General features: G+C 66.4%; 25 protein-coding genes. 11 read left to right on the forward strand and 14 right to left on the reverse strand.

Annotated features, from left to right (window positions below):
• Nucleotides 1-184: 184 nt before the first annotated feature.
• From AC1RQP_RS24515 to AC1RQP_RS24525, 3 genes are all read right to left on the reverse strand, one after another.
• Nucleotides 185-1,210 (reverse strand): histone deacetylase family protein, encoded by a 1,026-nt coding sequence (locus AC1RQP_RS24515; protein ID WP_492938837.1) that lies wholly within the window; start codon nucleotides 1,208-1,210, stop codon nucleotides 185-187.
• A gap of 132 nt (nucleotides 1,211-1,342) precedes the next feature.
• Complete coding sequence (locus tag AC1RQP_RS24520) at nucleotides 1,343-2,284, reverse strand: SMP-30/gluconolactonase/LRE family protein (RefSeq protein WP_239621600.1); 942 nt, start codon at nucleotides 2,282-2,284, stop codon at nucleotides 1,343-1,345.
• Nucleotides 2,241-4,313 (reverse strand): PQQ-dependent sugar dehydrogenase, encoded by a 2,073-nt coding sequence (locus AC1RQP_RS24525; protein WP_492938839.1) that lies wholly within the window; start codon nucleotides 4,311-4,313, stop codon nucleotides 2,241-2,243. Before AC1RQP_RS24525 ends, AC1RQP_RS24520 begins: the two co-directional genes overlap by 44 nt.
• Before the next feature lie 202 nt (nucleotides 4,314-4,515).
• Between AC1RQP_RS24525 and AC1RQP_RS24530 the strand changes: the two genes are divergently transcribed.
• Nucleotides 4,516-4,749 (forward strand): DUF6894 family protein, encoded by a 234-nt coding sequence (locus AC1RQP_RS24530; protein ID WP_239621598.1) that lies wholly within the window; start codon nucleotides 4,516-4,518, stop codon nucleotides 4,747-4,749.
• Nucleotides 4,750-4,758: 9 nt separating this feature from the next.
• The gene (locus AC1RQP_RS24535) at nucleotides 4,759-4,935 is read left to right on the forward strand and encodes a hypothetical protein (protein WP_492938841.1); all 177 of its coding nucleotides are present in this window, start codon (nucleotides 4,759-4,761) and stop codon (nucleotides 4,933-4,935) included.
• 138 nt (nucleotides 4,936-5,073) lie between these two features.
• Here AC1RQP_RS24535 and AC1RQP_RS24540 read toward each other — a convergent pair whose 3' ends face one another.
• Nucleotides 5,074-5,847, reverse strand: coding sequence for an enoyl-CoA hydratase-related protein (locus AC1RQP_RS24540; RefSeq protein ID WP_492938843.1), 774 nt, complete (start codon nucleotides 5,845-5,847; stop codon nucleotides 5,074-5,076).
• A 104-nt stretch (nucleotides 5,848-5,951) separates the two neighbouring features.
• Between AC1RQP_RS24540 and AC1RQP_RS24545 the strand changes: the two genes are divergently transcribed.
• Both AC1RQP_RS24545 and AC1RQP_RS24550 read left to right on the forward strand, forming a co-directional pair.
• Complete coding sequence (locus tag AC1RQP_RS24545; protein ID WP_492938845.1) at nucleotides 5,952-7,541, forward strand: gamma-glutamyltransferase; 1,590 nt, start codon at nucleotides 5,952-5,954, stop codon at nucleotides 7,539-7,541.
• Between the two features lie 182 nt (nucleotides 7,542-7,723).
• On the forward strand, nucleotides 7,724-7,954 hold the full coding sequence (locus AC1RQP_RS24550; protein ID WP_492938847.1) for a hypothetical protein: 231 nt from the start codon (nucleotides 7,724-7,726) through the stop codon (nucleotides 7,952-7,954).
• Between the two features lie 54 nt (nucleotides 7,955-8,008).
• On the opposite strand, the gene AC1RQP_RS24555 is transcribed toward AC1RQP_RS24550, so the two are convergent.
• From AC1RQP_RS24555 to AC1RQP_RS24570, 4 genes are read right to left on the reverse strand one after another with little or no spacing between them, the layout of a single operon-like run.
• Nucleotides 8,009-9,292, reverse strand: coding sequence for an NAD(P)/FAD-dependent oxidoreductase (locus AC1RQP_RS24555; protein ID WP_492938849.1), 1,284 nt, complete (start codon nucleotides 9,290-9,292; stop codon nucleotides 8,009-8,011).
• A 13-nt stretch (nucleotides 9,293-9,305) separates the two neighbouring features.
• On the reverse strand, nucleotides 9,306-10,037 hold the full coding sequence (locus tag AC1RQP_RS24560; RefSeq protein WP_239621593.1) for an amino acid ABC transporter ATP-binding protein: 732 nt from the start codon (nucleotides 10,035-10,037) through the stop codon (nucleotides 9,306-9,308).
• The gene (locus tag AC1RQP_RS24565; protein WP_492938851.1) at nucleotides 10,034-10,687 is read right to left on the reverse strand and encodes an amino acid ABC transporter permease; all 654 of its coding nucleotides are present in this window, start codon (nucleotides 10,685-10,687) and stop codon (nucleotides 10,034-10,036) included. The genes AC1RQP_RS24560 and AC1RQP_RS24565 overlap by 4 nt, the downstream gene beginning before the upstream one ends.
• A gap of 24 nt (nucleotides 10,688-10,711) precedes the next feature.
• Nucleotides 10,712-11,470 (reverse strand): ABC transporter substrate-binding protein, encoded by a 759-nt coding sequence (locus tag AC1RQP_RS24570; protein ID WP_492938853.1) that lies wholly within the window; start codon nucleotides 11,468-11,470, stop codon nucleotides 10,712-10,714.
• 179 nt (nucleotides 11,471-11,649) lie between these two features.
• On the opposite strand from AC1RQP_RS24570, the gene AC1RQP_RS24575 reads away from it, so the two are divergent.
• The gene (locus AC1RQP_RS24575; protein ID WP_239621590.1) at nucleotides 11,650-12,291 is read left to right on the forward strand and encodes a helix-turn-helix domain-containing protein; all 642 of its coding nucleotides are present in this window, start codon (nucleotides 11,650-11,652) and stop codon (nucleotides 12,289-12,291) included.
• A gap of 295 nt (nucleotides 12,292-12,586) precedes the next feature.
• On the opposite strand, the gene AC1RQP_RS24580 is transcribed toward AC1RQP_RS24575, so the two are convergent.
• The gene (locus AC1RQP_RS24580; RefSeq protein WP_492938855.1) at nucleotides 12,587-13,852 is read right to left on the reverse strand and encodes a D-amino acid dehydrogenase; all 1,266 of its coding nucleotides are present in this window, start codon (nucleotides 13,850-13,852) and stop codon (nucleotides 12,587-12,589) included.
• Nucleotides 13,853-13,922: 70 nt separating this feature from the next.
• A complete protein-coding gene (gene aptA / locus AC1RQP_RS24585) occupies nucleotides 13,923-15,251 on the reverse strand; it encodes an omega-aminotransferase AptA (protein WP_063196885.1) in 1,329 nt (442 codons plus the stop codon).
• Between the two features lie 149 nt (nucleotides 15,252-15,400).
• Here aptA and AC1RQP_RS24590 point away from each other — a divergent pair, with 149 nt between their 5' ends.
• Both AC1RQP_RS24590 and AC1RQP_RS24595 read left to right on the forward strand, forming a co-directional pair.
• Nucleotides 15,401-15,949, forward strand: a complete 549-nt coding sequence (locus AC1RQP_RS24590) for a cupin domain-containing protein (RefSeq protein WP_018646206.1) — start codon at nucleotides 15,401-15,403, stop codon at nucleotides 15,947-15,949.
• 185 nt (nucleotides 15,950-16,134) lie between these two features.
• Nucleotides 16,135-16,287 carry a hypothetical protein gene (locus AC1RQP_RS24595; protein WP_239621588.1) on the forward strand — a complete coding sequence of 51 codons (153 nt, stop codon included), beginning with the start codon at nucleotides 16,135-16,137 and terminating at the stop codon, nucleotides 16,285-16,287.
• Nucleotides 16,288-16,329: 42 nt separating this feature from the next.
• On the opposite strand, the gene AC1RQP_RS24600 is transcribed toward AC1RQP_RS24595, so the two are convergent.
• Genes AC1RQP_RS24600 through AC1RQP_RS24610 form a run of 3 tightly spaced genes read right to left on the reverse strand, consistent with a single transcriptional unit; the run spans nucleotide 16,330 to nucleotide 20,133 of the window.
• Nucleotides 16,330-18,591 (reverse strand): xanthine dehydrogenase family protein molybdopterin-binding subunit, encoded by a 2,262-nt coding sequence (locus tag AC1RQP_RS24600; RefSeq protein ID WP_492938858.1) that lies wholly within the window; start codon nucleotides 18,589-18,591, stop codon nucleotides 16,330-16,332.
• Nucleotides 18,584-19,639: an FAD binding domain-containing protein gene (locus AC1RQP_RS24605; RefSeq protein ID WP_492938860.1), complete on the reverse strand. Its 1,056-nt coding sequence runs from the start codon at nucleotides 19,637-19,639 to the stop codon at nucleotides 18,584-18,586. The genes AC1RQP_RS24600 and AC1RQP_RS24605 overlap by 8 nt, the downstream gene beginning before the upstream one ends.
• Nucleotides 19,636-20,133: a (2Fe-2S)-binding protein gene (locus AC1RQP_RS24610; protein WP_239621585.1), complete on the reverse strand. Its 498-nt coding sequence runs from the start codon at nucleotides 20,131-20,133 to the stop codon at nucleotides 19,636-19,638. Before AC1RQP_RS24610 ends, AC1RQP_RS24605 begins: the two co-directional genes overlap by 4 nt.
• 251 nt (nucleotides 20,134-20,384) lie before the next feature.
• On the opposite strand from AC1RQP_RS24610, the gene AC1RQP_RS24615 reads away from it, so the two are divergent.
• Nucleotides 20,385-21,023, forward strand: coding sequence for a TetR/AcrR family transcriptional regulator (locus AC1RQP_RS24615; protein ID WP_239629578.1), 639 nt, complete (start codon nucleotides 20,385-20,387; stop codon nucleotides 21,021-21,023).
• 53 nt (nucleotides 21,024-21,076) lie between these two features.
• On the opposite strand, the gene AC1RQP_RS24620 is transcribed toward AC1RQP_RS24615, so the two are convergent.
• Complete coding sequence (locus AC1RQP_RS24620) at nucleotides 21,077-22,342, reverse strand: MFS transporter (protein WP_492938862.1); 1,266 nt, start codon at nucleotides 22,340-22,342, stop codon at nucleotides 21,077-21,079.
• 151 nt (nucleotides 22,343-22,493) lie between these two features.
• On the opposite strand from AC1RQP_RS24620, the gene AC1RQP_RS24625 reads away from it, so the two are divergent.
• From AC1RQP_RS24625 to AC1RQP_RS24635, 3 genes are all read left to right on the forward strand, one after another.
• The gene (locus AC1RQP_RS24625; protein ID WP_492938864.1) at nucleotides 22,494-22,937 is read left to right on the forward strand and encodes a hypothetical protein; all 444 of its coding nucleotides are present in this window, start codon (nucleotides 22,494-22,496) and stop codon (nucleotides 22,935-22,937) included.
• Nucleotides 22,938-23,010: 73 nt separating this feature from the next.
• Nucleotides 23,011-23,295: a hypothetical protein gene (locus AC1RQP_RS24630; RefSeq protein ID WP_492938866.1), complete on the forward strand. Its 285-nt coding sequence runs from the start codon at nucleotides 23,011-23,013 to the stop codon at nucleotides 23,293-23,295.
• 9 nt (nucleotides 23,296-23,304) lie between these two features.
• Nucleotides 23,305-24,729: a TolC family protein gene (locus tag AC1RQP_RS24635; protein ID WP_492938868.1), complete on the forward strand. Its 1,425-nt coding sequence runs from the start codon at nucleotides 23,305-23,307 to the stop codon at nucleotides 24,727-24,729.
• The last annotated feature ends 1 nt before the right edge of the window (nucleotide 24,730 follow it).

A 24,730-nucleotide genomic window follows, 5' to 3' on the forward strand; every position in this document is an offset into this window, starting at 1 on the left:
GACGACCGCTTCGCGGCCTCCTCAGGATGAGGCTGAGTGGCATCGGTACCAGCTGAAACTGCCGCCGCTCACTCAATTCTCATCCTGAGGGCCCGCCAACGGCGGGCGTCTCGAAGGATGGCCGCAGGGAAAAGCTCTCATGTGCGATAGCCCTGCTCGCTTGCGGGGAGAGGCGAAAGAGGCCTCATCGCGCTTCTTCGAATCCTGCCAGCACCGAGGTCAGGTTCGTGCCGAGGATATCCGAGAGATAGCCGCCCTCCTGCACGAACACGGTCGGCAGGCCCATTTTCGCGATGGCCTGGCCGATGCGGCGGAAGCCGGGCGTGGTGACGGCCAGTCCCTTCAGTGGATCGTGCTCGGAGGCATCGAGACCGAGCGCGATGACGAGGGCGCCCGGCGCAAACGACTCGATCGCCTTGCGCGCGAGGTCCAGCGCCTGGATGTAGCCGTCATCGCCGGTGCCGATGGCAAGGGGAATGTTGAGATTGGTGCCGAGACCGGGGCCTTCGCCGCGCTCATGCGCATAGCCCCACACGAAGGGGTAATAGGCGGTCGGATCGGCATGGATCGAGATCGTGTAGACGTCGGGCCGGGCATAGAAGATGCCTTGCGTGCCGTTGCCGTGATGGACGTCGACGTCGAGGATCACGACGCGCTCGTGCTTGAGCCGAAGATGCGCGGCGGCGATCGCGCTGTTGTTGAGGAAGCAGAAGCCGCCGGCCATGTCGCGATAGGCGTGATGGCCGGGCGGACGGCACAGCGCGTAGGTCGCGTCCTCGCCGTCCATCACCATCTGCGCCGCCGTGACTGCCACATCGGTCGCGGCACAGGCGGCCGCCCACGTGCCCGGCCCGATCGGCGCCGCGGTGTCGGCGGTGTGCCAGCCGAGCTTGCCGACGATGTGGGTGGGATAGGTCGCGGCATGGCGCACCGGATGGATGTTGCCGATCATCTCCGGGCCGGAATCGCCGAGCGCGGTCCAGGCGTCCCAGGCTTCGCTGAGGAACGACAGATATTCCGGACTGTGAATGCGCGCGCGCGGCCCCTGCCCGAAGCTGGTCGGCTCGACCAGTTGATGCTTTCCGTCCTTCAATCCCTTGAGCAGGCGGTCGGCGCGCTCGGGCTGCTCGGTGGTGCGCTTGACGACACCGCGAACAAGGAAGAATTGCGGATCGTGGCTGCGGTGCAGTTCGGTATGGACGGCCTTCACTCAAACACTCCGTGGTCGCATGCTCTTGAGGGGTGCCACAGATGTCTTGATGCCTGCGACCGCCCGATGCAAGCAAGAAGAATGCCGCACCCATCGCGCGGCTCTGCGCCGGAAGCAGATCGCCCGTGACGCTCAGCAACGCCCGCGCTGGAGGCAGTGCTCGCGCCCCTGCTGGTCGGTGCGGAAGGACTCGATGTAGCCACCCTGGCGCTGGGTGACGAAGACGGTCTTGCCGTCGCTGCCGCCGAAGGCGAGGTTGGTCGGCTCCTTGCCCTTCAGCGCGATCTCCCGCTCGACGGCGCCACTGGGTTTCACCAGCGCGATCGTGCCCTTGAGAATGCGCGCGACATAGAGACGGCCGGCAACATCGGTGCGCAGACCGTCGACGGTGTCGGGCTGAAACGACTTGACGAGTTTTGCGCCGGTGAGTTCGTTGCCGCTGATCGCATAGGACCAGATCTGGCCGCTGCTGGATTCGCCGACATAGAGCGTCTTGCCGTCCGGACTGAGATCGATGCCGTTGGTGGTGCCCATCGCGCGCGGCGCAGCCATGACCCGGCCCTGCACCGTGCCGTCGGCTTCCTTCGCGATGCGCCAGACGTATCCTTCGCGGCCCTTCCAGTTCGGATCGCTCGCATAGATCGTGCCGTCGCGGGCGATGGTGATGTCGTTGGGCTGGTTCATCTCCTCAGAGTGAAACCAGACGGCCGGCTTGGTCGCACCCTTCGGGATCGCGAAGATATTGTGCTTCTTGTAGTCGGCAATGAACATGGTGCCGTTCCGATCGAAACGGATGGCGTTGCCGACACTGCCTTCGGGAAGCACGGTGAACGGCTCCGACGCCGCGCGGCCGGCCGGCAGCCTGCCGATGGTGCCGGGCTTGCCGAGATTGACCACGAAGAGGTTGCCGTCGATGTCGGCGGCGGGCCCTTCGATGCCGAACGTGTATTCTCCCGCAGGCGTCACCTGCACGCTTTCGAACAGCTTGGTCTCGGCCCGGGCGGACGCGGTCGCAATGACGAGAAGAACGCTACCGCACAGGCACCAGAAATTCCTGCCGGATGTAATAGCCATCGCCGTCGGTGCACTCGCCATTCAGATAGGGATCGGCCAGCCGGAAGAAGCGGCTGAAGCCGGGTTTGTCTACAGCGCTCCTTTGTGTCACGACGACGACCTTGGCGGCCGGTATTTCGCCGCATTCCTTGTTGGTCCTGCCGTAGAACTTGCGCTGCGGCGGACCCGACTTGATCCGCATCCGCGTGCCCGGAACCATGTTCGCGACGAGCAGATCCGCAGCGTCCAGCAGACGTTTGTAGCCGGGCTCGGTCTTCGGCAGGCTCTCGCCGCCCGGCGGCATCAGCTTCTCCGCGCCCAAGCCGCGCAGGCGCGTGCGCAGCTTGCCGGCGTCGGGATCGCCCGGATAGATCCAGCCGTCCTGCGACAGCATGAAGCGCAGCACGGCCCCGTCCTTCTCCCTCTCCGATTGCCCCGGCGCCAGACCGAAATCGGAGTGACAGCCGACACAGTGCTTCTCGACGAGGCCCTTGCGCAGCGTCGTGAGACGGGCGCTGTTCTGCGTATCCCTGGCGACGAAGGCCGCGAGCTGGTCGATCATGGCCTGGCTGCGCATGTCGCAGGGTAGCGGCTGAGGCGCATCGCCCGTCGCGCGATCGATCCGAATCACGGTCTTGTTCTTGTCTTCGACCAGCCAGATCGCGCCGTCCTCGGCGACCGTCATGCCGACGGGCGCACCTTGCGGCCGGGCGCCATTGACGCGGTGCCAGCCTGCAATCAACTCCTCGAACGGCGCGGCAGCGACCTCGCCCAGCTCGGTCTGGAAGGTGCGGGTCGGGTCGGCGGCGCAACTCACGTGATAGCGCACCGGCGCCGGGGCAGGTTTGGGAAAGCCGTGATCGTCGACGTCATAGACGAGCAGGCGGCTGCCGGTCGGGCGATAGCCGTGCAGGCCGACCAGCAGCTTGCCCTCGAGTTCCGGGAATTTGCCGCCGTGATAGTACAGCATCGCGAGCGGCGCGCCGTGCGGCGGCAGCAGCGAGAACGGCGCCTTGTAGACCGCATTGGCCGTGCAGAGCGATTTGTAAATCCCCGATTGCAGCACTCGCCTGAATTCGGGACTCGGCGTCGACAGGTCGTAGCAATAGGGCCAGCCATAGTGCCGGCCCTGCTCGATCGCGTTGATCTCCTCGTTCGGCTTGAAGATGTCAGGCAGATCGCGACCGTTCTCGCCCTGCAGGAAGGCGTAATCAGCGTCCGGAAACATCGGGTGCAGCACCAGCGCCATCGAATTGCGCAGGCCGCGCGCATAGACGGTGTGCGGCGGATCGGGATCGTTCGGCTTCAATGCCGGAAAGACGCCGCCCGGAGGCGGCGTGAACAGCCAGATCGATGCCAGCGCGGAGGCGCCTTCGGCGGCCGCGCAGGGCTTTGTGATCGGCGAGGGTGTGACGCAGTCGTCGCTGTGCGAGCCGACATTGACGAACAGCCGGCCGGTCCTGTCGAACACGAACTGCTTGAACGGGTGCGCACTCTCGCCGAGCCTGGTGCCATCCGGCAGCGTGATCCGCCGGCCGGGCATGTGACGGATGATGGTCTCCACCGTGCTTCGCGGATTGTCCGCAAGCGGATCGAACCGGAAGATCGCCTCCGGGGTCGAGGCATAGAGCTTCTTCTCCGGGCCGATGACGAGGCCGAACGGATACTCGATTCCGGTCAGCAGCTCCTTGAAACGCCGGTCCTGTCGCGCGTGCGGGTCGAGCAGCAGCAGCCGTCCATCGGCATGACCCCAGCCGCCCATGTCGGCCACGACGAACAGGTCGCGGCCGGGCACCTGGACGATTGAACGCGGAAATTTGAGATGGTCCTCTTCGCTGGCGACGAGCCCGGCGCAGAATCCCGCCTTCATGTCGATCTGGATCCTGGGAAAAGCGAGATCGCCGCTGCCGCAAATGTCCGTGCCGATCGCATAGCCGCTCTTCCTGACCGGTTCGGAAGAAGCCGGGGCGAAGGCGAGCAGCGCTCCGGCGACGACCGCCGCAAACACGCGCAAGCTTCGGCGTTCGCTCAGGAATGTGAACTCGTTCACGGCGCCCCCGGCTTTCCCGGAAGACTTGTTCCATGTCGCCGGAACGCCGTCCAGTTGATCATCACCCGCCTGTGATAAAACCTGTAGCGGCTTCCGCAGCGACCAATCTCCGTAGATTCCCTTACCGGGCTCGACCCGAATGTTTCGCAAATGCCTGGGGTGGTATCGATATGCCTTCCCAATCGCTTTCTAGGAGGCGTTCATGGTCCAGGTCTATTTTCACTGCTCCAACACCGAGGGCACGCTGATCGACCGCTACGGGGCCGCCGTCGCCAATCTGACCGAGGCGCGCGACCGCGCCGCCCAGATCATGAACTCGATGATCCAGACGCCAGGTGCCGAAGACTGGCGCGACTGGGTCATCCATATCAGCGACGATGACGGCGAGGAGATTTTCGATCTCCCGTTCACCGCCATTCTCGGCAAGCCGCATTGAGGTGACGCCATGCTGCTGTCGTCACTGAACCTGCTCTGCCAGCCCCTGACCTTCGTCGCCACCAAATGGCAGACGCTGATCCGGGTCGCGGGCAACCCCTATCGCCCCGAGCTGCACTACATGCGCGGGCCCGGCCCGAAATGGCGCGCCAAGCATCAGGCCAGCCGGCTGGACCGCTCGCTCTGAGGACGCGGCCGTAGAAATCTCACTAATCGTCGTCATGGCCGGGCTTGTCCCGGCCATCCACGTTTTCGGGTGCGGATATGAAGACGTGGATGCCCGGGTCAAGCCCGGGCATGACGAGACTGGGGACATGTACCCACCTCACCGCCCCGTAAACCTCGCCTTGCGCTTCTCGATGAAGGCATTGCGGCCTTCGATGGCGTCCGCGCTTTTGCGGATCGTGGCCTGAAGCTCGATCTCGCGGCGAAACTGCGCCTCGTAGGTCGCATGCTCGCTCTCCTCGACCAGCGCGCGCGTTGCCACCAAGGCGCGCGTCGGACCATCAGCCAGACGGCGTGCCAGCGTCAGCGCCTCCTCCGTCAGCTTGGCATCGTCGACGACCTGCCGCACCAGGCCGATCTGCTGGGCGCGTTCCGCCGTCAGCGGCTCGTTCAGCAGCATCAGCTCGAGCGCGCGCTGCCGGCCGACCAGCCGCGGCAGCAGCCAGGTCGAGCCGAGATCGGGCACCAGCGCGATGCGGCTGAACACCTGGATGAAGCTTGCTGACCGCGCCGCGACGATCATGTCGCCGGCCATCGCCAGACTGAAGCCACCGCCGGCCGCCACGCCATTGACGGCGACCACGACGGGCACGCGGCACTCGCGCAAGGCCTTGAAGGCCGGCCAGTAGAAGCGCATGACGCCGGCGGCGATATCCTCGCCGAGCGCCTCCGACGCCTTCAGGTTCTGGCCCGAGCAGAAGCCGCGCCCGGCCCCGGTCAGGATGAGGGCGCGGACGTCATCGTCCTTCGTCATCTCGGCGAGGGCGGCGGCGAGCGCGCCGAGCAGGTCCGGCGTCATTGCGTTCAGGCTCGCCGGCTCGTCGAGGGTCAAGATCCCGACCGCGCCATCCCGCGCCTGTTTCACACCTGCCATGTCGCTCCTCCCTTTTGATGTTCTCGTTCTCCGCAATGTGCCATGGTCCGCGCGCTCCGCCAATTGCGGAGCCTCGATCTCAACGCAGCACACAAGACGCCATCATGCCTCACCAGTTCAGCCGCACCCAAGCCGTCCGCAAACCCGCCGTCAGATCCAAGGGCGGCATCGTCGCCGCGCAGTCGCGGCGGGCGGCCGAGGTCGGCGCCGAGGTGCTGGCGGCGGGCGGCGACTGCGTCGATGCGATCATTGCGACCACCTTCGCGCTGAACGTGCTGGAGCCCTGGATGAGCGGCATGGGCGGCGGCGGTGCGATGGTGCTCTACCGTGCCAAGGAAAATCGCTACGAGGTGATCGACTACGGCATGTGCGCGCCGCAGAGCCTGCGCGTTTCCGACTATCCGATCACGGGACAGGGCGCAGCTTCCGACCTGTTTCCCTGGCCGCGGGTGAAGGACGATCGCAACATCCACGGGCCAGGCTCGATCGCGGTGCCCGGGGTCGTGGCCGGCATGGAGGAGGCGCATCGCCGCCACGCCCGGATGAAGTGGAAGGATCTGGTCGATCCCGCCGCGACGATCGCCGGTGAGGGCCTGCTGGTCGACTGGTGGACGACGCTGATGATCGCGAGCACGGCCGCCGATTTGCGCCGGTATCCCGCCAGCGCCGAAACCTTTCTCAAGGACGGCCTGCCCCCGAATGCGCCCTGGGGTATCAAGGCCGAGACGCGGCTGCCGCAGGACAAGCTGAAGGCGACGCTGGCTCACCTTGCGGCCGCCGGCGCGCGTGACTTCTACCAGGGCGACCTCGCCAAGAGCATCGCCTCCGACATCAAGGCCGACGGCGGTTCGCTCTCGGTCGAGGATCTCGCCGCCTTCCGCGCACATCTGCGCGATCCGCTCGCGATCCCCTATCGCGGCGGCAAGGTGTTTGCGACGCCGGAGCTCACCGCCGGCCCGACCATGGCGCATGCGTTGCGCCTGCTGCAGCAGAATTTGAAGCCGGCTAGCACGCCGGACGCGGCCGCCTATGCCGAATATGCGCTCGCTCTGCAATCGGCCTATCGCCAGCGGCTCGACGACATGGGCGATGCCGACGGCAAGCGTTCGCTCGGTGCGGAATATCTCGCGCCGGCCTGCACCACGCATTTCTCCGTGGTCGACCGTCACGGCAACATGGCCGCGGTGACGCAGACGCTGCTCTCCACCTTCGGCTCGAAATACGTGACGCCGCACACCGGCATTCCCATGAACAACGGCATCATGTGGTTCGACCCGACGCCTGCTACCACCAACTCGCTCGCCCCCGGCAAGCGCTGCCTCACCAATTACACGCCGGTCATCGCCGAGACCAAGGACGGCAAGCGTCTCGCGGTCGGTGCCTCCGGCGGCCGCCGCATCCTGCCGGCGGTGACGCAGCTCGTGTCCTTTGCGATGGATTTCGGCATGGACCTGGAGGCCGCCATCCACCAGCCGCGCATCGACGCCAGCGAAGGCGCGGTCGTGATCGGCGATGCGCGTCTGCCGGCGGACGCGCGCAAAGCCCTCGCCGAGCGCTTCGACTATGAAGAGGCGCTGGTGCAATCCCTGCCGATGAAGTTCGCCTGCCCGAGCGTGGTGATGCGCGAAGGCGACACGAATTTTGGCGCGGTCGAGATCTTCCAGCCGTGGGCCGAAGCGGTGGTGGAAAGCTGAGCGTTCGCCAGACAAGCGACAACGACGCGCGGATCAATGCGCGACGGCGCCAGCGCGCGTTGAGCCGATGCGCGATGGCGTATCTCCGCGAGCGTCACGACTCCTCCACATTTGCAGGAGACCTAGCTATGCGCCGTTCGTTCGCCGAACGGACAAATGCGCTCGCCCCATTGGAGGACACGATGAAGAAACTAGCGCTCGCCGCCTCGCTGATCGTTGCGGCCGGCCTTACGTTTGCCGGCCCCGCGGCCGCGAAGGGTGGACATGGACATGGTCATGGTCATGGTCGCGGCCATGGCCACGCAATGGGCCATCACTACCATGGCACGCCGCCGGGATGGCACCACGGGCGCAAGGTTGGCTGGCGCGGCATGGGATGCCCGCCCGGCCTGTGGAAACAGGGCCGCTGCTGACGCCCGCTCTGCAATGCCTGCAAGGCGTCGCCCGCAACCGGGCGGCGCCTTTCTTCAAATGCCGAGCCGGTCCCGCACGCGGCCCGCAATCACTGCGGTCGTCACGCCGACCGGCCAGAACGCGTGCATCGGGATCGGCTTGATGGCCGTGATCGGCATGTCGATTTCCACCTTCGTCCCGCCGATCAGCCGGCGCGCGAGCTGAGCGCCCATCGCGGTCGAGAGCGCGACGCCGCGGCCGTTGCAGCCGAGCGAGATCAGCACGCTTTCCGCAGGCTCGTGCACGTGCGGATAATGATCCCCGGTGATGGCGAGCCGGCTGTTCCAGCCGTGGGTCCAGGAAGCGCCCTTAAGCTGCGGCCAAAGCCGCTCGGCATAGCGGATGAGATAGGCGACGTCATACGGCGACTTGATCCAGCGCATCGGGCCGCGGCCACCCATCAAGAGACGGTTCTGCTGATCGATACGGTAATAGACGGTGATGTGGCCGCTCTCGTAGAGCACGGGACGCGTCGGCATGATCGAACGGGCGACCTCGTCGGAAAGCGGCGCGGTGGCGGCGATCGAGGAGAACACGGGCACGATGGTGCGGCGAAGCGCCGGCCAGAGGTCGTCGGTGAAGCCGTTGGTGGCGAGCAGCACCTTTTCCGCGTGCACCACTGCGCGCGGCGTCTCGATGCGCCAGCGCGTGCCGTCGCGGCGCAGCGACAATGCCGGTGTCTCGCCAAAGACCTTTGCGCCGGCGGAGATTGCTGCGCGCGCGAGGCCGCGGGCGTAGCTGAGGGGATGCAGATCGCCGCCGCGGCTATCCAGCATGGCGCCGATGTAGCGGTCGGTGCCGGTCATCTCGCGGAGCTGCTCGCGGTTCAGATATTGAACCGGCATGCCGCGGCGGATGCATTGCTGCGCGGTCTTCTCGATCGCAGCAGCGCTGGCCTCGTGATAGGCCGCGCGCAGCGTGCCGTTCTGCCGCGCCTCGCAAGGAATTTGATAACGGCGGATCAGGTCGTGGGTAAAATTCGTGGTGCCGTAGGAGAAATCGATCATGCGGCGACCGAGCTCCGCGCCGAAATCCGCTTCGATCTGATCGGGGTCGTGCTTCAGCCCGGGATTGGTGTGGCCGCCATTGTTGCCGGACGCGCCCCAGCCCGGCTCCTGCGCCTCCAGCACCAGCGCCTCGACGCCCTGCTCGGCCAGATGCAACGCGGTGGACAGGCCGGTGTAGCCGCCGCCGATGATCGCGACCGAGACGCTCTTGTCGACGTCGAGCGGCGGCGTGGCCACCGGTGCGACGGCGGTGTCGGCATAGAGCGAGGGCGGCAAAGGCAGGCGCGTCATTGGCGAAGACCGATCAGAGCGGATGCAGCACGCGGCGCAGGAAGTCCTGCGTGCGCGGGTGCTGGGGTTGGTTGAGCAGCGCCTTGGCCGGCCCCTGCTCGACGATGACGCCGCCGTCGATGAACAGCACGCGGTCGGCGACGTCGCGGGCAAAGCCCATCTCGTGGGTGACGACGACCATGGTCATGCCGTCGTCGGCGAGCTTGCGCATGACGCCGAGCACGTCGCCGACGAGCTCGGGATCGAGCGCCGAGGTCGGCTCGTCGAACAGGATGGCCTTGGGCTGCATCGCGAGCGCCCGCGCGATCGCGACGCGCTGCTGCTGGCCGCCGGAGAGCTGCGGCGGATGCGCATCGGCCTTCTCGGCGAGCCCGACCTGGGCGAGCAGCGCGCGGCCGCGCTCGAACGCCTGCGCACGCGACTCTTTCTTCACATAGAGTGGTCCCTCGACCACGTTCTCCAGCGCCGTACGGTGCGGAAACAGATTGAAGCGCTGGAACACCATCGAGACCTGGGTGCGAATGTCCACGATCGAAGGCGCGTCGCGGTTGACCCTCAGCCCCTCGACGCTGATCTCGCCGCGGTCGTAGCTTTCCAATCCGTTGATGCAGCGCAGGATGGTGGACTTGCCGGAGCCGGACGGACCGATGATGCAGACCACTTCGCCCTTCTGGACGGAGGCCGTGATACCCTTGAGCACCTCGACCTTGCCGAAGCTCTTGTGGACGTCGCTCAGCTCGATCATCGCTTGCCGGCCCGCTTCTCGAAGTGACGGACCAGCAGGATCAGCGGGATGCTCATGGTGAGATACATCAGCGCAACAAGCGTGAACACGCTGGTGTTCTTGAAGGTCGACGAGGCGATCAGCTTGCCTTGCAGCGCGAGCTCGGCGACCGTGATGGTCGAGGCCTGCGACGAGTCCTTCAGCATCATAATCATGACGTTGCCGTAAGGAGGAAGCACAATGCGCACGGCCTGCGGCAGCACCACGCGCCGCATGGTGAGCCACCAGCCCATGCCGATCGACTGCGCCGCCTCGATCTGGCCCTTGTCGATCGCCTCGATGCCGGCGCGGAAGTTTTCCGCCTGGTAGGCCGAATAGGCGATGCCGAGCCCGAGGATCGCGGCCTGCAAGGCCGACAGCGTGACGCCGAGATCGGGCATCACGAAGTAGAGGTAGAACAACAGCACGATGATCGGGATGCCGCGGATCACGTTGATCAGGCTGGCGCTGAGCATCGACAGCGCCTTGATGCCGGAGACGCGCATCATCGCCCAGAGCAGGCCGAGCACCGTCGAGAGCAGCAGCGAGCCGATCGTGACGACGATCGTCAGCGCGACGCCGTTCATCAGGATCGGGAAGAACTCGACGGCGTCGTGCCAGAAGCCTTTCATCGGGCAGCCTTCGGTGAGCCGTTATCAGCCCTGGGCCTTCAGGCCCCATTTATCCAGGATCTTGTCGATGGTGCCGTTGGCCTTCAGCTTCGCGAGCGAGGCGTTGATCTTGCCGAGCAGCGCAGTCTCGCCCTTGCGCACGCCGATGCCGACCGAGCCGACCGTGACCGGCTTGTAGCCGTCGACCAGGCGCACCTCGGGGAAGCCGCCCTGCTTCAGATTGTAGGCGAGGATCGGATAGTCGGCGTAGCCGGCCTTGAGGCGCCCGGTGTTCACGTCACGCAGGATGTCGGGAATGGTGTCGTAGGCCTTCACCTCGGCGAACAGGCCGGATTTTTTCAGGGCGTCGACGAAGGCGGTGCCGACCTGGGCGCCGACCGTCGCTCCTTTCAGATCGTCCTGCGTGGCGTAAGCCTTGGTGTCGGTCTTCGGCACCACGAGGCCCTCGCCGTAGCTGTAGATCGGGTCGGAGAAGTCGACGACCTCCTTGCGCGGCGGCGTGATGAACATCGCAGCCGCAATGATGTCGATCTTGCTCGAGGTCAGCGACGGGATCAGGGCCGAGAACTGCATCGGCTCGATCTGCACGTTGAAGCCGGCATCCTTGCCGACCTCGGTGATGAGATCGACCATGATGCCCTGGATGGTGTTGGTCTTGGTGTCGAGGAAGGTGAAGGGAATGCCCGTCGGCGTCGAGCCGACCTTCAGCACCTGTTGCGCCGAAGCCGGCACCGCGGTTGCAATTGCGAGCGCCGCGATCGCGGCCAGACCAAAACGCTTCATCGCATCCCCCTTTGGGCCCGGCCGGTGGCGGCGCTCGCGCATGTCGTGATCAGACGTTGCGGGCTGCGCCGTTTCAGCCTATTTTCACCAATATGAAAATTTGGTCATACTTTCACGGACGATGCAAGCGGTTTTCATGCACATGAAGGAAGCGGTTTGACGTGAGCGGTGGCAAAAGAATGCGCAAACCGGCCGCCGCCAAGCCGGCGAAGCGGGTGAAATCCAAAGCCGCGACCAAACCGGCCGAGCCCGCGATGGACGTCGCCGTCGGCCGCCGCATCCGGGATCTCAGGCGCGTCAGGCAATTCTCGCTGGAGACGGTCGCGGCGCGCACCGAGCTTTCGATCGGTTTCCTCAGCCAGATCGAGCGCGGGCTGTCGTCGCCGTCGCTGCGGGTGCTGGCAACGCTCGCCGACGTGCTCGGCGTGGGCATCGCCGCGCTGTTCGGCGCGAGCCCGAGCGCCGACGGTGCATCCGACCAAGTGGTGACGCGCGGCCTGCAACGGCCGGAGCTGAAGCTCTGGCGCACCGGCGTATCAAAACAGCTGCTGAGCCCGGCCAGCGCCGACAACAAGCTCAACCTGTTCCTGGTGCATCTGGAGCCCGGCGGCTCCACCGGCGACGAGCTCTACACCCATGACGGCGAGGAAGCCGGCCTCGTGCTCGAAGGCGAGATGATGCTGACGGTCGACAGCGAGACCTGGTCGCTCAAGACGGGTGACAGTTTTCGCTTCGCGAGCCGAAGGCCGCACCGGTTTTCCAATCCGGCGAACGATGCGAAGGCCGTGGTGCTGTGGGTGAATTGCGTGACGGGAGCGTGAGCCTCCCTCCTTCCACGCGCACACACTCTCAACCCGTCATCCTGAGGCGCGAGTGGCGCGATGCAATCGCATCGCGCAGCGAGCCTCGAAGGATGCACGGCCCGGATGCAGCCGGGCCGTCGCCCTTCGAGGGCCGCTGAAGAAGCGGCCACCTCAGGGTGACGGTGATAGATAAAGGGCGAGCCGTCTCAACACCCGTCATTGCGAGCGCAGCGAAGCAATCCAGAGTCTTGATGTGGAGACGGTCTGGATTGCTTCGTCGCTTCGCTCCTCGCAATGACGCGGGGAGAGAGTCTTACCCGAAGCGGTGATTATACCTGTCCACCGTCAGCGCACTGACGTCGATCTCCGGCTTCTTGCCCGACAGCATGTCGGCGAGCACGCGTCCCGAGCCGCAGGACATGGTCCAGCCCAGCGTGCCGTGGCCGGTGTTGAGGTGGAGATTGGCGTATTGGGTCGGGCCGATCACGGGCGGACCGTCCGGCGTCATCGGACGCAGGCCGCTCCAGAACGTCGCCTTGGCGAGATCGCCGCCGCGCGGGAACAGGTCCGTCAGGGAATGATCGAGCGTGGCGCGGCGCGCATCGTAGAGCTTGTCCGAGAAGCCCGAGATTTCGGCGGTGCCGCCGACGCGGATGCGATCGCCGAGGCGCGTGATCGCGACCTTGTAGCTCTCGTCCATCACGGTCGATTCCGGCGCGCCGGAGGCGTCCTTGATCGGCACCGTGATCGAATAGCCCTTCACCGGATAGACCGGCAGCGAGATGCCGAGCGGCGCGACGAACCGCGACGACCAGCTGCCGAGCGCGAGCACGTAAGCGTCCGCCTGCAACAGGCCGGCGCTGGTCGCGACGCCGCTGACGCGGGCGCCCTCGGTGACGATGCGATCGATGCCGGTGTTGAACATGAAGCGCACGCCGAGCGCCTGGGCGTGCTTGGCGAGCGACTGCGTGAACATGTGGCAGTCGCCGGTCTCGTCCTGCGGCAGGCGAAGGCCGCCGACGAACTTCTCCTTCACGCCGCCGAGCGCCGGCTCGACCGCGATGCAGCCCTCACGGCTCAGCACCTCGAAGGGCACGCCGTATTGCTTGAGCACCGCGATGTCTTCGCCGCTGCCGTCGAGCTGCGCCTGGTAGCGGAACAGCTGCAGCGTGCCCTGCGCGCGGTCGTCATATTGGATGCCGATGTCGCGGCGCAGGTCGCGCAAGCAATCGCGGCTGTACTCCGCGATCGGAATCATCCGGCTCTTGTTGACGGCGTAGCGCTCGCTGGTGCAGTTGCGCAGCATCTTGAGCAGCCAGACCCACATCACGGGATCGAGCTTCGGCCGGATCACCAGCGGGCCGTGCTTCATCAAGAGCCACTTGACCGCCTTCACCGGCACGCCGGGACCGGCCCAGGGCGAGGAATAGCCGGGCGACACCTCGCCGGCATTGGCGAAAGAGGTCTCCAGTGCCGGCTCCGGTTGACGGTCGACGACCGTCACGTCATGGCCGGCACGAGCGAGGTAGTAGGCAGAGGTGACACCGATGACACCGCTGCCGAGGATCAGAACTTTCACGCTTCGTCAAACTCCCGCGGCATCACGCTCGCCGCTGCAAGGAAACAACTCGCAACGGCGAGAGCAATTATCAGGCCACCCGCTTGATGGCGTCGCCCAGGATCGAGACGATATCGTCGATGTGGCTCTTCTCGACGATGAGAGGCGGCGACAGCGCGAAGGAGTCCCCGCTCATGCGGAAGTAGAGCCCGCGATTGAAGCAGTCGACCATGACGTCGTAGCCACGCGCTCCGACCGCGCCGTCGCGCGGCGAGAGCTCGACCGCGCCCATCAAGCCGCAATTGCGGATGTCGATGACGTTAGGCAGGCCCTTCAGCGAATGCAGCGCATCGCGCCAATATTCGGCAATCGAGGCACCGCGCGTGAGCAGGCCCTCGTCCTTGTAGATGTCGAGCGTCGCGATGCCCGCGGCGCAGGCGGTCGGGTGCGCCGAATAGGTATATCCGTGGAACAGCTCCATGACGTTCTCCGGGCCGATCATCATGGCGTCGTGCACCTTGCGATGCGCAAACACCGCGCCGCACGGAATGGTGCCGTTGGTGATGCCCTTGGCCGTCGTCATCAGGTCAGGCGTGACGCCGAAGAAATTGGCGGCGAACGGCGTGCCGAGGCGGCCGAAGCCGGTGATGACCTCGTCGAAGATCAGGAGAATGCCGTGCTTGTCGCAGATCTCGCGCAGGCGCTGCAGATAGCCCTTCGGCGGCGGCAGCACCGCGGTCGAACCGGGCACCGGCTCGACGATGACGGCGGCGATCGTCTCCGCGCCGTGCAGGGCGACCAGACGCTCGAGGTCGTCGGCGAGCTCGGCGCCGTGCTCCGGTTGATCCTTGGCGAAGGCGTTGCGGGTGAGGTCGTGGGTGTGGCGGATGTGGTCGACGCCCGGCAGCAGGGTTGCGAAGGCGCGGCGGTTGGCGACCATGCCGCCGACCGAAGTGCCGCCGAAGCCGACCCCGTGATAGCCGCGTTCGCGGCCGATCAGCCGGGTGCGGCTCGCCTGGCCGTTGGCGCGGTGATAGGCGAGCGCGATCTTCAGCGCGGTGTCGACCGACTCGGAGCCGGAATTGGTGAAGAAGATGCGGTCGAGACCCTTCGGCGCAATCTCGGCGAGCCGCTCGGCGAAGTCGAACGCCAGCGGATGGCCCATCTGGAACGACGGCGCGAAGTCCAGCGTCATCAGCTGGCGCTCGACCGCAGCCGCGATCTGCTTGCGGCCGTGGCCGGCATTGACGCACCACAGGCCTGCGGAGCCGTCGATCACCTTGCGGCCGTCGACCGTGGTATAGTGCATGCCTTCGGCCGAGGAAAACAGGCGCGGCGCCTTCTTGAACTGCCGGTTGGCCGTGAACGGCATCCAGAACGAGTCGGTCTTGATAGTGTTCGGAATCTGATGAAGGGTCACGGCCGCGCTCCTTTGCTGACCCAATAGCTGAGACACGGTTTCGGAACCGCAACAAGTCCTTTTCTGGTGACCTGCAAGCCATTGATTCGACTTGGCCCTCCGGTCCATATTTGTGCGATCCGCAACACCTGCAACAGGGGCCAGGGGGCATGAGCGTCGACATCGGTGGACGGCTGCGATTCATCCGGGCGCGCCACAAGCTGTCGCAGCGCGAGCTCGCCAAGCGCGCCGGCGTCACCAATTCGACGATCTCGCTGATCGAATCCAACCAGATGAACCCCTCGGTCGGGGCGCTCAAGCGCATCCTCGACGGCATCCCGATGGGACTCGCCGAGTTCTTCGCGCTGGAGCCGGAGTCGAGGCGCAAGATCTTCTACCGTGCCGAGGAGCTGACGGAGGTCGGCAAGAAGCCGATCTCCTACCGGCAGGTCGGCGACAATCTGTTCGGCCGCAGCCTGCAGATCCTGAAGGAGCGCTACGAACCGGGCAGCGACACCGGCCGCGTGCATCTCGTCCATGACGGCGAGGAGGGCGGCATCGTGATCTCGGGCAAGCTCGAGGTCACCGTCGAGGACGAGCGCCGCATCCTCAATCCCGGCGATGCCTATTATTTCGAGAGCCGCCGGCCGCATCGCTTCCGCTGCGTCGGCGGCAAACCCTGCGAAGTGATCTCGGCCTGCACGCCGCCGACGTTTTGAAGGCGATAGAATATCCGGACTCCTACGGAGTCACCGGTTTCTTACGGAGCTTGAGCCATCTCAATTTCCCCGGGCCGCACCGCTATATATTGCGAACCATCGCCGAACAGCCTGGCGCAAAAGGTGCTGAGGTTATCGCCCGGAGTTCCAGGCACGCCGGGGCCGCTTCGTAACAGGGCTCGCAGATGAAGATCACGCTCGCCAATGCAGAAGCCGCGCTCGACGAAGTCCAGCGCGACGCCGACAAGCTCCATTCGCGCGAGCTGCGCAAGGTCATCGCCGAATACATCGAGACGCAGCGAGAGGCGCTGAAGGCGCTCCGGAAAAAGCTGCATTGACGAGTTGCGGCGGAGCGAGAAGATCTCGCCCCGCCTTTTGCCTCAAAGCTGCGTCAGCAGCTCCTCGATCCGGATCGGAAAGCGGCGCACGCGCGCGCCGGTCGCGTGCCAGACCGCGTTGGCGACCGCGCCGGCGCTGCCGGTGATGCCGATCTCGCCGACGCCCTTGATGCCGAGCGCGTTCACATGCGGATCGTGCTCCTCGACCGTGATCACGTCGAGTGGCGGCACGTCGGCATTCACCGGGATGTGGTACTCGCCGAGATTGGCGTTCATGATCCGTCCGCTGCGCCGGTCGGTGATGGCCTCCTCGTGCAGCGCGAACGACATGCCCCAGATCATGCCGCCGAACAGCTGGCTCTGAACCATGCGCGGATTGACGATGCGCCCGGCCGCGAAGGCGCCGACCATGCGGGTGACGCGGACCTGGCCGAGATCGGGATCGACCTTCACTTCCGCGAACACCGTGCCGTGGGCGTGCATCGCATATTCCTCCATCGCGGCAGGGTTCGGCGCGCCGGTGCCGCGCGCCTCGACCTCGGCGACGCCGGCGCGCGCGAGGATCTCGGAATAGCTCTCGCCGCGGCTCTCGTCGTCACGACGGATCAGCCTGCCATCGCGCGCGATCACGCCGGCATTGCCGGCGCCGAACAGCGGCGAGCGTTCGTCATTAGTGGCAAGATCGGCAAGCCTGGCAATCACGGCCGCTCCGGCACTGTGGATCGCGGCACCGGCGGTGGCCGTGTGCGCCGAACCACCGGCAATGCCGGCATCCGGCAGGTCGGATGTCCCCGCCTTGAACTCCACGCGGTCGACCTCGAGGCTAAGACCATCGGCCGCGATCTGGGCGAGCGCCGTCCAGGCGCCCTGCCCCATGTCGTGCGCGCCGATCTCCATCACGCCGGAGCCGTCTCGGCGGATCGCCGCGCGGGCTTCGGCCTGGAACATCAGCGCCGGGAAGGTCGCCGTGCCCATGCCCCAGCCGACCAGGAGGCCGGCATCGTCGCGCATCTGCCGCGGCCGGAGCGAACGCTTCGCCCAGCCGAAGCGCGCCGCGCCCTGCTCATAACAGGCCCGCAGCGCTTTTGAAGAGAACGGCTTGCCGGTGATCGGCTCGATCTCGGCGTAGTTCTTCAGGCGGAAGGCCAGCGGATCCATGCCACAGGCCCAGGCCATCTCGTCGATCGCGCTCTCCAGCGCAATCGAGCCGGTCGCCTCGCCCGGCGCACGCATGAACAGCGGCGTGCCGGTATTGACGCGCACGGCGTCATGCGAGGTGCGAATCGCCGGCGCCGCGTAGAGCGTGTGCGAGGCATCGGCGGCGGGCTCGTAGAAATCGTCGAACGTGCTCGACACCGTCCGCGCATGGTGATCGAGCGCGGTCAGACGCCCCTCGGCATCGGCGCCGATGCGCAGTCGCTGCCGCGTCGGCGCGCGATGGCCGACCGGGCCGTACATCTGCTCACGGCGCAGCACCAGCTTGACCGGCTTGCCGACCAGCTTTGCGGCCATGATTCCCAGCACCTGCGGGCCGGCCATCAGCCCCTTGGAGCCGAAGCCGCCGCCGAGAAACGGGCTGCGGATGTGGATCTTGTCGTGTGCGATGCCGAACAATTCGGCGATGCGCGCCAGCGACAGCATCAGGCCCTGGGTCGGCATGTCGACCGACAGATTGTCGCCGTCCCACGACGCGACGATCGCATGCGGCTCCATCGCGTTGTGATATTGCGGCGGGGTCTCGTAGACCGCCTCGATCTGCTTCTCCGCCGCGGCAAGGCCCTCCTCGACATCGCCGTGGTGATGCGCCGCGGGGTTGCCGACACCGACGACCGGCGGCACGAAGCTCTCGCCGGCATCGAGGCCGACGAGCGCGGGCAGCGCTTCGTAACGCGGCGCCAGCAGCACTGCGCCTTCCGTCGCGGCCTCCAGCGTCTCGGCGATCACGACGGCGATCGGCTGGTAGGCGTAGCGGACCTCATTGCTCTGCAACACCTCCATCCGGAACACGAACGGATTGGTCTTGATGTCGGGATCGATCGCGAGCTGCGGCTTGTGGTCGGGCGTCATGACGTCGACGACGCCGGGATGGCGCTTTGCGGCGGCGACATCGAGCGAGACCACGCGGCCGCGCGCAACACTCGAGACGGCCATCACCGCGAACAGCATCCCGGGCGGATGATTGTCGGCGGCATAGGTCGCCCGCCCCGTGACCTTGAGGATGCCGTCACGGCGGGTCAGCGGCTGGCCGATGTTCGAGCCGTGCCGCAGATGGACGGGCGCGCTGGTCAGGTTGAGCTCAGGCATGGATGGCTCCGGAGGTCGCGGCAAAGGGAGAGGCCGGCAGCGCGGGGATACGCGCAGGCGTACCGGCGGCGGCGAGTAGCAGCGCGCGCACGACGATGCGGCGCGCGAGCTCGATCTTGAAGGCATTGTCGCCGGAGGGTTTTGCGTCGGCGAGCGCCCGCCAGGCCGCCTCCTGGAACGCGTCTGCCGTGGGCGCAACGTCCCTGAGCACGTCCTCCGCGGCACGGGCGCGCCAGGGCTTTGCGGCGACGCCGCCGAGCGCGAGCCGCGCCTCCGCGATCTTGCCGTTCTCGATCCGCAGCGCAGCTGCGGCCGATACCACGGCGAAAGCATAGGACGTACGCTCACGGACCTTGAGGTAGCGCGCGTGTGCGGCAAAGCCGCGCGCGGCGGGCGGCAGACGCACGGCGACGATGAGGTCTCCGGGTTCGAGCACGGAGTCACGCTCGGGCGTATCGCCGGGCAGGCGATGCAGTTGATCCAGCGCGATCTCGCGCCGGCCGGCCCTGCCCTCGATCTCGACGACGGCGTTGAGCGCGACCAGCGGCACGCCGAAGTCGGACGGATGCGTGGCGATGCAGTCCTCGCTCCAGCCGAGCACGGCATGGCTGCGGTTCTCGCCGTCGCGGGCGTCGCAGCCGCTGCCGGCCTCGCGCTTGTTGCAGCGGCTGGCGGTATCGTAGAAATACGCGCAGCGTGTCCGCTGCAGCAGATTCCCGCCGACGGTTGCGGCGTTGCGCAACTGAGCCGACGCGCCGGAGAGCAGGGCCTCGGCGACGGCGGGATAGGACCTTGCGAAGTCCGCATCGTGCGCGAGATCTGCGTTGCTGACGAGTGCGCCGATACGCACACTGCCGTCGGCGAGACGCTCGATCCGATCGAGGCCATCGAGATGCGTGACGTCGACCAGCCGATCCGGACGGCTGACGCCGCCCTTCATCAGATCGAGCAGGTTGGTGCCGGCAGCGAGGTAAACGGCGCCCGGCAGAGCGGCGGCGGCAACGGCCTCTGCGACCGTGGCGGGCCTGACATAATCGAACGGCTTCATGCGGAGCGCCTCTGATTGGATTCGTCCATATGTCCTTGCGCCTCCAGCACCGCATCGACGATGCCGGCATAGGCGCCGCAGCGGCAGAGATTGCCACTCATGCATTCGCGGATGCGTTCAGGATCGTTGCCGGCCTGCGCCTCGCTCATCATGCCGATGGCGCTCATGATCTGGCCGGGCGTGCAGAAGCCGCATTGAAAACCGTCATGGGCGATGAAGGCGGCCTGCACGGGATGCAGCTGGTCGCCGCGCGCGACGCCTTCGATGGTGAGGATGTCGGCACCGTCGTGGCTGATGGCGAGCGCGAGGCAGGAATTGATGCGCTTGCCGTCGACGAGGATGGTGCAGGCGCCGCACTGACCGCGGTCGCATCCCTTCTTGGTTCCGGTCAGATCGAGGCGCTCACGCAGCAGATCGAGCAGCGTGACGCGTGGATCGTCGAGGACGAAATCGCGCCGCGCACCGTTCACGGTGAGGCTGATGGAGTGGTTCATACAAGGCTCCGATCAGAAATGGACATGAGTCATCGCGCAGCGCGCCACCTCCGTGGCCGCCGTCGATACCGCGCCGTCCGAACACGATGCGGGCCGACGCTCGAGCGAAGATACGGAGGCATCCTCCGCTTAACAAGGGTCGCCCGCAAATATTTGGAATTCGTCAAAAGCCCTTGCGCCACCAACGCGATGCAGCCTCTTTGGGTTCGACGAGGGTTCAATCTAACCAATTCGTGATCTACATTGCCGCCATGGACGACCACGCCGATCACACCCGCAAGCCCCGCGCCGATGCCGTGCGCAATCGCGAACGCGTGCTCGAGGCCGCGAAGGCCGTGTTCAACGCCGGCGGGCCCGAGGCGAGCCTGGAGGCCGTCGCAAAGCGCGCCGGCGTCGGCATCGGCACGCTCTACCGGCATTTCCCGACGCGCGAGGATCTGTTCGAGGCGGTGTACCGGCGCGAGGTCGAGCAGCTCAGCGAGCTCGCCGAGCAATTGAAATACGCCAAGGACCCGGTGGACGCGCTGCGTCGCTGGCTGCGCTCCAACGTCGAATTCGTCGCCACCAAGAAAGGCATGTCGGCCGCGCTGGCGCTGACGTTCCAGAGCTCATCCGAGCTCGCGGCTTTCTCCATGGACCGGCTGACCAAGGCGATCGGCTCGCTGCTCGACCGCGCGGTCGCGGCGGGCCAGATGCGCGGCGATATCAGCCCGGAGGACCTGCTGCGGACGCTCGTCGGCATGTGCTACATGCACGACCAGCCCGGCTGGCAATCCTCGGTGCTGCGGATGCTCGACGTATTCGTCGACGGCCTGCGGATGCAGCCGGCCGGCAAGGCCAAGGCGCGCGTCGCCAAGCCAGCGAAGCCGGCCGCAAAGCGGAAACGATAGCCGAACGGAAACTGCGAGATCCGGCTGTTCGCTGCTGAAGGGGCAAAGTCGGCCTATGTCGCGAAACCGGGACCGGTCTTGACCGAGCTCATCCGCGAGCGGATCAGCAGCAACACGACGATGCCGATGTTCAGCGCATTCCACGCCACGCCGTTGGCGAACGCCGCGGCATAGGAGCCGGTCGCATCGAAGATGACGCCCGACACCCAGCCGCCGAAGGACATGCCGAACACGGAGGCAAAGATCACGATGCCGACGCGCGTCGCCGCCTCGCTCGCCGGCATCGCCTCACGCACGATGATGGCGTAGCTCGGCACGATGCCGCCCTGGAACAGGCCGAACATCGCCGAGATCAGATACAGCGAAGTCAGGCTGTCGAAGAACAGATAAAACACCAGCGCGAAGCCCTGCGCCAGCGATCCGACCAGGAGCGTGCGGATGCCGCCGATCTTGTCGGCGAGATAGCCGGAGCCGATCCGGCTGACGATACCGCATGCCATCATCAAGGACAGCATCTCGGCGCCGCGCGCCACGCCATAGCCGAGATCGCCGCAATAGGCGACGATATGCACCTGCGGCATCGCCATCGCGACGCAGCAGGCGATGGCCGCGATCGAGAGCAGCACCGTCAGCGTGTTGGTCGAGAGCTTGAGATCGACTTGCGGCGGCGGCGCATTGGCGTGATCGCGAACCTTGTCGTGGCCCATCTGTGCGCGCAGGACGAGGACCAGAAGCGTCATCGTGCAGGCGCAGACCATGCCGATGCCGATATGGGTGTAGCGCCAGCCGATCTCCTGCGTGCCCCAGCTCACGATCGGCGGCCACATCGTGCCCGCGACATAATTGCCGCTGGCGACGATGGTCACGGCAAGTCCGCGGTAGCGCTCGAACCAGTGCGAGGCTTCCGCCATCAGCGGCGCGAAAGTCGCCGAGGTGCCGAGCCCGATCAGGAAGTAGGCCGCCACGAACTGCCAGAGATGGCTCGACAGACCCGCGAGCACGTTGGCGACGCCGAGAAAGGCGATGCTGATCGCCATGGCCGGTACGATGCCGAACCGGTCGGTGATCTTGCCGGCGATCACCCCGCCAAGCCCGAAGCCGAACATCATGAGGGTGAAAGCCAGCGACACCGCGCCGCGCGTGGCGCCGAATTCGGCCTGCACCACGGGAATCACCACCACGACCGCCCACATGCCGACGGCGCCGATCGAGCCGATCAGAAGCGCAATGATCAGCCGCGTCCAGGCCTGACGAGAATCAGGGCTGAATGATTGAGGCGTCTGTCCTGGATGATTTGGCGCGTGCACGGGCCGGACCATGGCCCGCGGCTCGCCACAGGGTCAAGCATTGTGGCGCGATATTGGGCATGCGCTGTGCACTGCGGTAAGAAGGAGCTTGGCGATCGCGCAATTTGCTACTAGTTTGCAATCCGCGTGTGCACCTTTGCCGCGCGGAGAGCATGCCGGCGGAATGTTGCTGCGATTGACGCGATCGATGCGGATCAGGGTGGGGCGGATCATCGCCCTCGCCTACCTGTTCTGCGTGCTCGCGCCCGCTGCGGCGCTTGCCTGGGGCGATGGCGCTGCGCCGTGCCTTGACGACGCACTCCTCGCAGACCCCGTGCCGGCGCATCACCAGATGCCGACGAGCCATCTGCATGGCGATGCCTCGCACGAACACGCGGGAACCCACGCTCACCCCCAGACGGCCGCGCAGGACGCGCCGGCTCCGCATCATCACGGCGGCAAGGGAACAGTGGGCCCGTGCTGCGCGATGATGTGCGTGAGCGCGCTGCCCGCCGACCTGCCCAGCGTCGCCAAGCCCCTGCTGCCCGTCTCCGCCTGCGCGCCCGAGTTCGTGGCCAGCCTGCACAGCGCGGCGCCGCCCCTGCACTATCGCCCCCCCATCGCCTGATCTGACGCGACGATTTCGGGCCGAGCGCGCTTTTGCGCGCGCGAACCTGTGGTCTCCAGATCAGGGATGAATCATGTTTACGCTTTCCGGGGCGAAGCCCGCCGCCGCATCTGCGGTGGGTGAACGACAGTGCCGAACCAAGTGGCTGCTGCTGGCCTTTGCTGCGCTGGCGCTGTCCGGCTGCATGCCGGCAACGACACGAATCGCCAGCGCCGATCCCGCCGATCCGGCGGCGAAGGTGGCGCGCATCGGCTATCGCTCGACCATTGCGCCCTATACCAGTCTGCGCCCTGCGACGCCGGCGCCATGGCGTGGCCGCAACGACGCGGTGACGCCGCAGCCGAAGCAAGACCGGTAGGAGCGCGCCATGACACGCCATCTTGCGCGGGGCCTGCTCGTCCTCATTGCGCTCAGCGTTTCCGGCTGCGCCGCGTTCTCGCCCGACAGCGGGATGACTGATGTCTCTGATCTGACAGGCCAGGCCATCAACAAGGACGTCGCCTTCGTGCGAACGGCCGAGGGCGCCAACGCGGTCGAGGCGCGCGTTCGCCAGCTGCTGTCGCGGACGCTGAGCGCGGAGACCGCCGTGCAGATCGCGTTGCTCAACAACAAGGGACTGCAAGCCGCCTATAACGAGCTGGCGCTGGCCGAGACCGATCTCGTCGAGCAGAGCCTGCCGCCCAATCCCGTCTTCGCGATCTCCCGCATATCGGGCAATGGCGCCAGCGAGATCGAGCGCCAGGTGGTCGGCGACATTCTCGCGCTCGCCACCCTGCCGTTCCGCTCCGAGATCGCACGCGACCGCTTTCGCGGAGCCCAGCTGCGCGCGGCGCTGGCGACGCTGCGGCTCGCCGCCGACGTCCGCCGCGCCTATGTCCGCGCCGTCGCCGGCAACGAGATGGTGGGGCTGCTGACCGACGCGAAGGCGACGGCGGAATCGACTGCGCAACTCGCGGTCAAGCTCGGCGAGACCGGCTCGCTCAACAAGCTCGACCAGGCCCGCGAGCAGGTGTTTTATGCCGAAACCACCGCCGACCTCGCAACGGCGCGCCAGGCGGCGGCGAGCGCGCGCGAAAGGCTGGCGCGCCTGATGGGGCTGTGGGACGACGGTCTCGACTTCCGTCTCCCTGATCGGCTGCCGCCGCTGCCGCGTCGGCCGCAGGCCTTGCCCTCGATCGAGGCCGACGCGGTGGCGCACCGCATCGACCTGCAGATCGCACGGCTGGAGCTGGCCGCGCTGGCGAAGGCCCTGAACCTCACCGAGGCGACGCGCTTCGTGACGCTGCTCGATCTCGCCGGCATCTCCCGCCGCACCCAGGATCCGGAAGGGCCGCCGTTCCGCGAACGCGGCTTCGACGTGCAGTTCCAGATCCCGATCTTCGACGGCGGCGAGGTGCGGGTGCGGCAGGCCGCCGAGACCTACAATCTCGCCTTCAACCGCCTGACCGAGCGTGCCGTGAATGTGCGCTCCGAGGCGCGCGATGCCTATCGTGTCTATCGCTCCACCTACGACATCGCCGGCCATTACCAGCGCGAGATCATCCCCTTGCGGAAGATCATCACCGAGGAGATGCAGCTGCGCTTCTCCAGCATGCAGGTCGACATTTTCGCGCTGCTCACCGAGGCGCGACAGCGTTTGGCTTCGCTGCGCGGCGCGATCGACGCAAGGCAACGCTTCTTTCTCGCCCAGGCCGATTTGCAGACTGCCGTCAACGGCGGCGGCGTGCCGGCGGCCGGCGGCGACAATCCAACCACCATCGCCGCGGCAGCGCCTGCCGGCGGCGGCCACTGAG

This window comes from Bradyrhizobium sp. GW821-FHT13H06 (assembly GCF_058803975.1).